General features: G+C 29.7%; 12 protein-coding genes. 9 read left to right on the top strand and 3 right to left on the bottom strand.

Annotated features, from left to right (window positions below; genetic code table 11):
- Positions 1-41 precede the first annotated feature (41 nt).
- The 5 genes from Q4Q40_RS05445 to Q4Q40_RS05425 all read left to right on the top strand — a co-directional run bounded on the left by Q4Q40_RS05445 (position 42) and on the right by Q4Q40_RS05425 (position 4,395).
- A complete protein-coding gene (locus Q4Q40_RS05445; protein ID WP_303300729.1) occupies positions 42-833 on the top strand; it encodes a hypothetical protein in 792 nt (263 codons plus the stop codon).
- Positions 834-900: 67 nt separating this feature from the next.
- Positions 901-1,794: an urea ABC transporter permease subunit UrtB gene (gene urtB, locus Q4Q40_RS05440; protein ID WP_303300728.1), complete on the top strand. Its 894-nt coding sequence runs from the start codon at positions 901-903 to the stop codon at positions 1,792-1,794.
- 16 nt (positions 1,795-1,810) lie between these two features.
- Positions 1,811-2,848 carry an urea ABC transporter permease subunit UrtC gene (gene urtC / locus Q4Q40_RS05435; protein ID WP_303300727.1) on the top strand — a complete coding sequence of 346 codons (1,038 nt, stop codon included), beginning with the start codon at positions 1,811-1,813 and terminating at the stop codon, positions 2,846-2,848.
- Positions 2,841-3,632 (top strand): urea ABC transporter ATP-binding protein UrtD, encoded by a 792-nt coding sequence (gene urtD, locus Q4Q40_RS05430; RefSeq protein ID WP_303300726.1) that lies wholly within the window; start codon positions 2,841-2,843, stop codon positions 3,630-3,632. The genes urtC and urtD overlap by 8 nt, the downstream gene beginning before the upstream one ends.
- A gap of 64 nt (positions 3,633-3,696) precedes the next feature.
- The gene (locus Q4Q40_RS05425) at positions 3,697-4,395 is read left to right on the top strand and encodes an ABC transporter ATP-binding protein (protein WP_303300725.1); all 699 of its coding nucleotides are present in this window, start codon (positions 3,697-3,699) and stop codon (positions 4,393-4,395) included.
- 290 nt (positions 4,396-4,685) lie between these two features.
- Here Q4Q40_RS05425 and Q4Q40_RS05420 read toward each other — a convergent pair whose 3' ends face one another.
- The 3 genes from Q4Q40_RS05420 to Q4Q40_RS05410 form a co-directional block, all read right to left on the bottom strand.
- Positions 4,686-5,216 (bottom strand): hypothetical protein, encoded by a 531-nt coding sequence (locus Q4Q40_RS05420; RefSeq protein WP_303300724.1) that lies wholly within the window; start codon positions 5,214-5,216, stop codon positions 4,686-4,688.
- Positions 5,217-5,307: 91 nt separating this feature from the next.
- A complete protein-coding gene (locus tag Q4Q40_RS05415) occupies positions 5,308-5,760 on the bottom strand; it encodes a tetratricopeptide repeat protein (protein WP_303300723.1) in 453 nt (150 codons plus the stop codon).
- A gap of 96 nt (positions 5,761-5,856) precedes the next feature.
- On the bottom strand, positions 5,857-6,345 hold the full coding sequence (locus Q4Q40_RS05410; RefSeq protein ID WP_303300722.1) for a hypothetical protein: 489 nt from the start codon (positions 6,343-6,345) through the stop codon (positions 5,857-5,859).
- 2,273 nt (positions 6,346-8,618) lie between these two features.
- On the opposite strand from Q4Q40_RS05410, the gene Q4Q40_RS05405 reads away from it, so the two are divergent.
- From Q4Q40_RS05405 to Q4Q40_RS05390, 4 genes are all read left to right on the top strand, one after another.
- Positions 8,619-9,182 (top strand): UpxY family transcription antiterminator, encoded by a 564-nt coding sequence (locus tag Q4Q40_RS05405; protein WP_303300721.1) that lies wholly within the window; start codon positions 8,619-8,621, stop codon positions 9,180-9,182.
- Between the two features lie 512 nt (positions 9,183-9,694).
- On the top strand, positions 9,695-10,396 hold the full coding sequence (locus Q4Q40_RS05400; protein ID WP_303300720.1) for a thioesterase II family protein: 702 nt from the start codon (positions 9,695-9,697) through the stop codon (positions 10,394-10,396).
- Between the two features lie 195 nt (positions 10,397-10,591).
- Positions 10,592-11,233, top strand: a complete 642-nt coding sequence (locus Q4Q40_RS05395; protein WP_303300719.1) for a 4'-phosphopantetheinyl transferase family protein — start codon at positions 10,592-10,594, stop codon at positions 11,231-11,233.
- A gap of 20 nt (positions 11,234-11,253) precedes the next feature.
- Complete coding sequence (locus Q4Q40_RS05390; RefSeq protein ID WP_303300718.1) at positions 11,254-11,559, top strand: hypothetical protein; 306 nt, start codon at positions 11,254-11,256, stop codon at positions 11,557-11,559.
- Positions 11,560-11,752: the final 193 nt, after the last annotated feature.

Genomic DNA, 11,752 nt, shown 5'->3' with positions numbered 1-11,752 from the left:
TTAAATCGCCTTTTTACAGCCTAAATTTAACATTTATTATTATGAAAAAAGTATTACTATTCACATTAGTAGGGTTGTTTTCAGCTCTTATGTTTGCGCAAGAAGAAACTACAAAAAAAGGTAAATTCGATATTACAGCTTCAATGCACAACCAATGGTACTGGCGTGGTTATGCTGTAGGGCCAGATCCTATAGTTGCTGCTCAAGCAAGTTTTAAGTATGGTGGTTTTGAAATTGGAACTTGGAATGGTTATGGATTATCAGGTATGTGGAAAGATACCGATTTATATATATCGTACACTACCAAATCTGGTTTTTCTATAGCGCTTTGGGATGTTTTTAACTATAGTGACTATACTGCTTCCAATGGTTTCGCAGGATATGGAAATCATTCTCAAGCTAATTATTTCAATTTTACTGGAGATCAAACACGACATTTCTTTGATTTGTCTGTGAACTATACGCTTCCTAAAACCAATTTGAACCTTTTCTTCGCTACTATTATTGAAGGTAGAGATAGAAATCCAGATCAATCAAATAGATATTCATCTTATTTTAAAGCATCTTATGGTTTTGATGCAGGAAATAATATTTCTGTGTCTCCGTATGTTTCTTTTGGTTTTGCTTTTAATAGTGATGATGGCGGTACATTCTGGCAATGGACAAATAGAGCTGTAGCTGATGCAAATGATGCTGGTATTAACGAAATAGGAATAAATATTAGTAAGCCTGTAAAAATATCAGAAACCTATAGTGTTAAAGCAAATGCAGGAGTTGTTGCTAGTCCGATTAACCATACTATAACTGGTTTATTTGGAGTAACATTCTTCTAAATAGAAATTTTTAAAAGCAGTTAGGTATTTGGATATCTTCTGTAACAAATCAAAATATAATAAAATTATGGGAGACTTTATACCATTCTTATTCAACGGATTAAGTATTAGTTCTATTTTATTGCTTACAGCTATTGGTTTGAGTATCGTTTTTGGAATGATGGGGGTCATTAATTTTGCGCACGGCGAGTTTATTATGATTGGGTGCTACAGCAGTTATATTGTTAGTTTGGTGCTTGGAAGTGAAGGATCGTGGCTTACCCTTTTGTTGGCATTTATTCTATCATTTATTCTATCTTTTGGAATAGGCTATTTAATAGAGCGGCTAGTAATACGAAAATTGTATGCTCGGCCTCTGGATAGTATATTGGCTACATGGGGTATTAGTTTGATTTTACAGCAATTGGCTAGGAATATTTTTGGTTCTAATAATGTAGATGCTCCCATGCCAAAAATTTTAAGCAAAGGCTGGGAAGTTACAGAAGATATCACATTGCCTTTTAATAGAATTTTTATTATCCTTTTTGCTGTGTTGGTTTGCTTGTTTGTGTATTATTTTATCTACAAAACACCTAAAGGCAGAATCCTTCAAGCAGTTATGCAAAATCGCTCTATGGCCTCATGTATTGGTATCAATACTAAAAAGGCAGATGCGTTTACGTTTTCATTTGGTTGTGGTTTGGCGGGTATAGCAGGTATCTGTATTTCAATGCTCGGTTCGGTAGGGCCTTCAACAGGTCAAAATTATATTATTGATACATTTCTAGTTGTTATTCTTGGCGGTATTGGAGGTTTAAGAGGTACTATATTAGGCGCTTTACTAATTGGAATAAGTAGTCCGTTTATAGAAAACTTCACAACCTCAAGTATGGCTAAAGTGATTATTCTTAGTTTGGTTTTAATTGTTCTGCATTATAAGCCACAAGGATTATCGCCAATGAAAGACAGAACTATTGATTAATTTTTCAATTAAAAAAATGAAGCAAAAAATAATTTGCATATTAGTACTAGCTGTAATTATAATATTACCAGTTTTTTTACTTTCAGATTTCAGACTTTCAATTTTAAGTAAGTTTGTAGTATTTGCCATTGTAGCCATTTCGGTTAATTTATTATGGGGGTATACGGGCGTTTTAAGTTTAGGGCATGGTGTTTACTTTGCGCTAGGTGGTTATGCGATGGCGATGTATATGAAATTACAAGCCCAACCTTTACCAGATTTTATGGAATGGTCTGGAATAGAAACCTTACCATGGTTCTGGAAACCGTTTCAATCGCTACCCTTTGCTTTGGCAATGACCGTTATTTTACCAGTAACATTAGCTTTATTGGTAGGTGTTCCTCTTTTTAAATCGGGGACTAAAGGTGTTTATTTTACAATAATTAGTCAAGCTATTACCTTAATTGTCTCTATTTTATTTGTTGGACAACAAGGGTTTACTGGTGGGTCTAATGGTATAACAGGGTTTAAAGGTGTGTTTGGTTACCCCATAGGCGACCCAACTCTAATAAAAATATTATATGGTCTTGCAGTAGCTGTTGTTATAGCTATTTATTTTGTTAGCAAGTTTATGTTAAGAACCCATGGAGGCGTAATAATTCAAGCCATAAGGGATAGAGAAACAAGGTTGCGCTTTTTAGGTTACAGAACAGATTCTTTTAAAATTTTAACTTTAGCAACCTCTGCCGCTATGTGTGGTGTTGCAGGCGCTTTATTTGTGCCTATAGTAGGTATTATATCGCCCTCTCTTATGAGTATACTTATGTCTACCGAGTTTGTTATTTGGGTAGCTATTGGTGGCCGCGGTACTTTACTTGGTCCAATAATTGGCGCTTTGGTTATAAATTATGCTAAAACAAGTTTCTCAGAATCGTTACCAGAATACTGGTGGTATTTCTACGGATTCTTATTTATTGCAGCAACTTTAATTGTACCAAAAGGAATTGTAGGAACATTAAAAGAGAAAGAATGGTTTCAAAATAGATTTAATAAATTGAAGACAGAGCATGAATAAAGATTTAGAATTACACTTAAAACGTATTGCCAGAGTTGTAAATCCTATCATAAGTCTAAGAGATGTTGAAGTAGATTTTGATGGCTACAAAGCTTTGAATACTATTAATATAGATTTTTCATTTAAAGGTGTTCAGTTTATAATTGGTCCAAACGGAGCAGGAAAAACGACTATTTTAGATGCTATTTGTGGACGTGTAAAAACATCAAAAGGTAAAATTATTTACAAGGAAACTCACGAAGTTCAAAATAAAAAACCAGAAAGTATTGTACACTTGGGGATAAGCAGAAAGTTTCAAAACCCGACTATATTTAATACGCAGACGGTTTTTGAAAACATGAAGCTTTCGTTGTTAACAGGAAAACGCAATGTTTGGTATCTATTTAATCACAAGATTACCAAGGAGGAAGAAGATACTATAGACCAAACGCTGCTAAAGCTAAATCTTTTAGAGTACAAAAATGTAATTAGCGGGTCTATGTCTCACGGGCAAAAACAGTGGTTAGAAATAGCAATGTCTATAATTAACGAACCAGAATTATTATTGGTAGACGAGCCCATTGCTGGAATGTCTCCGAGTGAGCGTGATAGAACGGGTGAGTTATTAAAAGAGATAGGAAAAGATCACACCGTTTTAGTGGTAGAGCACGACATGAAATTTGTTAGTAATTTTTCAACATCTGTTACGGTTATGCATGAAGGACGTATTATTGATAGAGGAGCTTTTGATAAAATTGTAAATAACGAACAGGTGATTGAAATTTATTTGGGTCGTCAAAACTAAACGTGAATTTTTAGTAATGCAGTTTGACAAAATAATGCAACCATAACAAGATTAAACGCAAAACATGTTTGAAATAAAAAATTTAACTGCTGGATATTCGAATGAATCCTCAGCAATTCATAATATAAATATTAGCATACCTAAAAACGAAATTTGCTCTATCGTTGGTAGTAATGGAGCAGGGAAAACCACGTTATTAAAATCAATTATGGGATTAATGCCTTCAAAAAGTGGAGAAATTATTTTTGATGGTCAAGATATTTCTAAATTAGATTCTGAAGCCATTTCACAATTAGGAGTGGCATATGTGCCGCAGGGAAGAATGATTTTTCCATATTTATCTGTAGAGGAAAACCTGTTGTTAGGCTGTGAAGTAAGAAAGATGAATTTGAAAAAAGCCCTAGAAATAGGTTATGACTATTTTCCAGATTTAAAAGAAATCCGAAAAAGAAAGGGAGGCATGTTAAGTGGTGGTCAGCAACAGCAATTAGCTATAGCAAGAATGTTGGTTATAGATCCAAAAATGATTTTGCTTGACGAACCAGCTGAAGGTATTCAGCCTAATGTAGTTCAAGAAATTGGAAGGATTTTACAAAAAATAGCGTTAGATCTTAATGTTACGGTACTCTTAGTAGAACAGTTTGTGAGTTTTGCAATTAATCTTTCGCAGTCTTATTATTTCCTTCAAGGTGGAGAGATAACAAAAGAAAGTAGAGTTACAAAAGATAATGTACATTCTATTGTTAAAAGTATTAAACTATAAAACAGGGGGGCAAGTGTTTTTTGAAAATAACTAAAAAAGAAACCCCTTTAAACACTAAGTTTTAAAGAGGTTTTAAATTCTATGTTTCTTTTGAAACATCGTTTCAACGGAGAAAGAGGAACTATCCAGAATTCCAAGTTTATCAGTTTTTTAAGGTGGTTTCAGAGGTTTTAAAATTTAGTAACTTCTAATTAGCCCTTTTTAATAATTCTTTAACTTTGTAAACTATGTCCTTTAACGAACAGAAGGGATTATATAATATACAAATTGTTAAAATCGTATTTTTGCGGTCAAAACTTATTTCTGTACCATCTTTTATATGCTCTCTCTTTAATATATTTTGGTTTTGGAAAAGTTGTGAATTCCCTACAAGAACCTGAATCTAGTTTTATTTTTCCGTAAGTATCATAAGGTATAATAGTATATATGGGAGCTGCTTTTCCTTCCAGTTCATTATAGGCCCAGGTGTAATTCATAGTAATTATTAGATCACTTTCTGATTTGTTTAAACGGGGAGATGCTATGTCAGGACCATTTTGGTTATACGGTATTTCAGCCAAAATCTCAACTTGCGCTCTAACGTTAAAGTATTCTGAATTCCAATCACAAATTACAATATCAGTTGATTTTACCTTCATTAAGTAAATTTTCGTTGCGTATACTCCTTCATAACTACAACAATCACAATAATCTAAAATATATGGATTTGAATTAAGAAGATCCTGAACTTGATTGGCTTGCTGAAGTGTTAAATTGTCCCAATGATCAGCCCATGAAAATATTGGGAACATAAACAATAATATTATTAAATTTTTTTTCATTTTTTATTTATCAAAATTTGCGTCCTTAATGATTATTAACGTCGAATGTAAAAAGTCGTTTTAATGCTTTTTATTTTTGTGTTAGCAAAAGTTATTTAGATAGTATTTTTTTTGCTTTTTTAGCATAATTACCATTATGGTAATATTCAAGATATCTTTCAATCGCTTTTTTATCATTATTTTTGTTATAAATAGCCTCACAAGCCTCCCAAATATTGTCGTCCATCATATTCGAATCTGCACCTTCATTTTTTGCCTTTAAATAGTATTCAATAGCTTTGTCAAAGTCATTTAGGAAGTAAAACCCCACTCCAACCTGACTTAGATATAGCCCCTTATTTTCAGGGTAATTCTCAGCAAGTCTTTTATAAAACTCAATAGATTCATCAAACTTCCTGTTAGTTAGCATATTTGATGCTTGTCTCATAAGTGAGTTTTCATCATCTTTCGGTTCAGGATTTTTAGTAATAAAATCTTGATTTTTTGCATTAGCTTCATCTAAAGTCATTTTCTTTTTTCCAAATAGAGAATTAAATAGTCCCATAATTTTTATTTTTGTTAATGGTTTGTGTGTGAAACGTAGCGTGTAAAAAGACGCTAACTTTTCGGATAAACATAGATCCGAATTTTTAAAAGGTTGTTATCGGTTAATTTTTCCGTCTTTTATCATGTTAGAAAAAGGTTTTTTGTCAATTTGTGTAGTGTCTAATTCACTAGATATTTTTTTATAATCTCCCATTAAACTAGCACCACCACTACAGAAATACATTAATAGAAATCTATTATCAAATTCTTTTGTAGAAATTGAAATATTGTTTTCTTTAAATTTAAAAAGAATGGTTTTTTGTTTTACAATGGTTTGAAAAGTTGAATCGTTTATTCTTTCAGCAATTGCATCAAAAGTACAAGTAGGTCTTTTTTTATCAGCTCTTGATCGAATAGAAATTTTCATGTTTTCTGGGGTATTCTGGCTAACATTAACCGACACCCAATCATATCCCGATTCGCGATTTTGATAATGTTCAGATACATAGTTTCCAGAATTGTTATGGAAACTTTTTTTTAATTTGACACTTTTACAAGAAAGGATTACCAACAAGGTAAAGGCAAGGATCTTAAATTTATTCATAATTTTTTTTCTTAAACAAGGAATTAAATACTCCCATAATAAAAATTTTAAGATGTAAATTAAGTATATTTAATAGATATAAATTGGTCAATCTATGTCACAAACAGGTCATTTTACACTAAAATGTAAAAAAAGGGACTAAAGATTATTGAAATGTTGTAAATACTTATAGGTTGTTATGTCTTAATTAAATAAAAAGGCTGTATTTTTAAAAGAGAATCTGATTTCAAGAAGCTAAAGAGTAGAACATTTTTGCCTAAACACAACTTTTGGGATTGATCCCAGTTTAGGGGAGTCAGAGATATTTCTTTTTTCCTATATAGACTCATCAAAATTTATGCGTAATTATGACTTGCCCCCTAAAATTATATTTGATCTATATAATGTGTATTTTGAACATATACCAAAAACAAAAAAACTCTAAACGTAGTGTTTAAAGGGTTTTGACTTTTAAAGTGTCTAATTACAATTTTTTCAGTGGAGAAAGGGGGACTATCTGATATCTAATAAAATACTTATAATCAATGTGTTATTCTGTTTGGTTATTGGTATACGCACCGAATTACGTACCTGTTTTTTAATTATCTGACATTAAGATATTTACTCGTGTTGTTTTTAGTTGGATATCTTTTAAAATTATTTTACAAACTTAAAATCAACCTATTGGCTTTGTGTATACATATTTCAGAACAAGACAGGTTTTAAGAGAATTTTGGGAGATTTATTAACAGATGATATTTGTTCTTCCTACAATAGAATATGCCCTATGAAGATATGTTTCTAAATAGTGTCTGCTATGAGCAGAGCTGGCTTTGGGATTATCTCCAATTTACTCTGTATAGTCTTTCTCTAAATCCTTCGGAACTTCAGGTAATAAATTCATATTATTTAGCCTTTTATTTTATGAATTATAAAATATTATGGACGATAAATTATATAATGTTAATTTTATGATTTTTTTATAAGAATTGTCTTCTTTTTTTGATTAAAAATGATAATATTCGTACATATTTTAAATAGAGGATTAAAAAACTCCCATAAAAGCATTCTTTAAGATACACATAGCTTATAGAATTTTTGAAATTTTAGTCAAACGCAAAGTTGCTAATTGACCAAGCGTAGCTTTATTTAATCTTCAAGATATTATAGCGTTTAATTAGTCTATATAAATTTTACGTTAATTAATAAGAATTATTTTTCTTTATAAAAATAATATTTGATATTTGTATATATTTTAAATGGAAGGTTTAATAAAACCTTTATAAGACACTCATTACTACTAAAATTTTAAAGTTTTAGTCAAATGCAAAGTTGCTAATTGACCAAGCGTAGCTTTATTTAATTTTCAATCTTAAACATCATATATATATGTGCAATAATTTTGATAATTATTAAAAAATTAGTAGGATTCTATTATAGTTAAATTCGAATACGAGTAGGAATATTTTTAATTTTTCTTTTTTTATTATAAGGTATTGTGACATTCAATTAATGAATGTGAACTTTATGTTAATTAATAAGAATTATCTTTCTTTATGAAAAATAATGTTTGATATTTGTATATGGTTTTTTAACAAAAAAACTCATAAAAAAGCATTCTCAAAAGACACTCATTACTACTAGAATTTTAAAGTTTTAGTCAAATGCAAAGTTGCTAATTGACCAAGCGTAGCTTTATTTAATTTTCAATCTTAAACATCATATATTTATGTGCTATAATTTTGATAATTATTAAAAAATGAGTGGGATTCTATTATAATTAAATTCGAATACGAGCAAGAATATTTTTTAACTTTTTCTTTTATTATTATAAGATATTATGGCATTCAATTAATCAATGTGAACTTTATGTTAATTAACAGGAATTGTCTTTCTTTATATGAAATAATGTTTGATATTCGTACATGATTATTTTTTAATAAAAACCTCATAAAAAGCATTCTCAAAGACACTCATTACTTCTAAAATTTTAGTCAAATACAAAGTTGCTAATTGACCAAGCGTAGCTTTATTTAATTTTCAATCTTAAAAACTATATTATTATGAGTATTCAATTAGTTAATGTGACCTTTTATATTAAATCATTTTTCTGCGTTTATAAAAGTGTAAGAATTAGTATGTCTTTTTAAATATAGAGTTTAATTAAATCCTTTTTTAATCATTCTCTAAGATATTCATCACTTATAGAATTTTAAAATTTTAGTCAAATGCAAAGTTGCTAATTGACCAAGCGTAGCTTTATTTAATTTCCAAATCTTAAACATTATATTGATATGTGCGATAATATTGATAGTTATTGTAAAAAAGGGGAGACTGTATTAGAATTAAAACCGAATAAGAATTGGTATGTATTTTATACAGCACCACGTGCAGAAAAAATTGTTAAACAAGAGTTGTCTTTTCAAGACTATGAAGTTTTTCTTCCTGTGAAGAAAAGTTTAAAAACCTGGAAGAATCGCCAAAAAAAAATGATTGAGGAGGTGCTTTTTCCGAGTTATATTTTTGTGAATACCGAAGAACGTTATTTAAGTAAAATTTGTCAAATACCTAAGGTTGTGACTTTTTTACATTGTGGAGGGAAGCCTTCAAAAGTTGATTTTGAAAACATAAAAGGGATTAAAAAAATGCTGAATTTAAATAGAAATATATCAGTTGAACCAAATTTTAAAGAAGGTGAGAATGTTCGTATTATAAGCGGCCCATTAGCGGGATATGAAGGAATACTTGCAAAACGGAATACCAAAACTAGATTTGGTATCCTATTAAAAGAGATTAATCAAATAGTGTTTGTTGACATCAATAGCTCTAACATTGAAAGTTATAGTCAAATATTTTAATCGAAAAGAATTTCCTTAGGTGCTACCTCTGGCTCAATGTCATTAAGTTAAGGGGGATTTGTTCTGTTTTTTCACATTGAGCCCTTGGAAAAAAATTACAAAGTATGGTAGATGATGTTTATTTGTAATTAATTCAAAATCAATTAAATGAAGATTACGTCATTGGTAGTGCAGTCGAAATGCTTTTAAAAACTAAGGTTTATAAGGTCTTCGACTGCGCTCAGACTGACATTTTAGTCTTAACTTAATGACATTGGCCCCTAGTCTGCTTGCAAAGACAGGGTTTTCGTTGAAATTATCACTCCGTGTTTGTGCTGAACTTGTTTCAGTAAAAATGGGAAACTAAATACAGCATTTTGGTTTTTGACTTTTTTAGGTCAAAACCTGTGGAGCAACTTGATTGGGTATAAAACTAGCGAAATACGATTATGACTTTGCTTCGATCCAGCCTGCCAGCAAAGACAGGGATAGTTAATTTCAAGAAATTCTTTATTAACTAATTAATGATTTTTATGAAGAAAAAGCAACTATTTTTATTACATTTTGCAGGAGGTAGTATATATTCTTTCGATTTTTTAGAACCTTTTCCTGTTGATTTTGAAATGATTTCTATAGAACTTCCAGGCAGAGGTAAAAGAATTAAAGAAAAATTAATAACTTCCTATGTAGATGCAATACAGGATATGTACAAACAAATCTCCAACCGACTAAACGGAGAAGATTTTATAATCTATGGACACAGTTTAGGAGCTGCTTTAGCATTAGGAATTGAAGACATGCTGGAAAAGGATAATAAATTTTCACAATGTGTGATTGTAAGTGGTAATGCTGGGCCAGGTATAAAAAGAGAAAAAAATCGCTCATCTTTGAATAGAAATGATTTTATAACCATGCTTAAAGAATTAGGAGGACTTCCTAAAGAATTATTAGAAAGCGAAGAGCTATTAGATTTTGTATTACCTATTCTACGTGCAGATTTTAAGATATTAGAAGGAGATTTTCTTATTAATGATATTATTATAGAATCACCTATAATAGCTATAATGGGAGATGAGGAAAAAGAAATAAATAAGATAAATAATTGGAAAAAACATACGAAGTCCAATTTTAAGTCTTACGTGTTAAAAGGAAATCATTTCTTTATATACAATAACGTTAAGGAATTAGTTGAGATATTCCGAACAAGCTATCATGAAAATAAAAGCTTAATATAAATCAAGTATGTAATTTGGGATCTACTAATCTTTAGTAAAATATAGGATAAGAATTTTACATTAAAAAATAGTTTCTCACATAACCTTACGCTATTTATAATTCTAAATGTAAAATCAAAAGGAATACATACAAAGCGTTGGATTTTAAAAATCAAAAAATAATAGAAATTAATTTTAACTTTTAATGCTTTTTAATTGATTTATATTTTTTACACGCTAATAAATGAGGATAATCATAAAGATTTAATCAACAAATATTTACCAAAGTTCTCTACTGAATTTCAAAAAAAAGTACTAAGATATAGACGATGGCAAGATGCTCAATTATCTTTATTAGGAAGAGTTTTACTGGTTAAAGGTATGGAACAAATGAATTATAATTTTGACGATTTCGATTTAAAATATACCTTCTATAATAAACCATATTTTGATAGTATTGATATGAGTTTTAATATTTCACATTCAGGAAAAATAGTTATTTGTGCTTTAACCCGTTTAGGGAGTATAGGTATTGATATTGAAAAAATTAAGCCTATTAAGATTACAGGTTTTAAATCTCAAATGACCAAGAATGAATGGGAATCAGTTAACAATTCAAAAGATAAAATACGTTCATTTTTTTACCATTGGTCGCAGAAAGAAGCAGTTATTAAAACTAACGGAAAAGGATTTACAATTCCCTTAAAATCTTTTGAAATTCGAAATAAAAAAACAACAGTAGGTTTTGAAAATTTCTTTTTAAAAGAAATAACAATAAAGGATGATTATAGTTGTCACGTCGCTTTAAATAGAAAGATAGATACCATTGAAATAAAAATAAATAAACTCGATTTTTAACACTATTTATAAGAATAATGATGAATAAATTTACATTTCTATTTTTAACCGTATTTAGTATTTGCTCTTTTGCTCAACAACCTAATTTACAGTTTGAAAAAGTAACATCTTTTTACCCAAATAATGGGAAGATAGAAAGGGGATATTTTACTGTTCCCGACGTATGGAAAGACACTTATGGTGCAAAGATTAAGTTTAGAAGTAACAATATTAAAAAAGACGCCCAAATCAAAAGAGATAAACCTAGTTATAGTTATAACTGGAGGTCTTGGAGCATGCATTTATTAAAGCTTATAATTTATATAAAAGTACATAAGTTAAATTAGACTTATTTAATTGAAAAATATATACTTACAGAATAGTCAAATAATTCTTCGAATAGAATGTATTAGAAATTAAAAGAGGAGTCTTTTAATAAGGATATTCTCTTTTTGATGCATGTGGGTGACCAATTATTTGATAACTAAATTTCTACAATAATTACTAGTAATACAGTATATAAAGATCATTTCTGGTCTT

It is taken from the genome of Flavivirga jejuensis (assembly GCF_030540765.1).
GTDB lineage: Bacteria > Bacteroidota > Bacteroidia > Flavobacteriales > Flavobacteriaceae > Flavivirga > Flavivirga jejuensis.
This window is presented reverse-complemented; position numbering and strand designations above follow the sequence as displayed.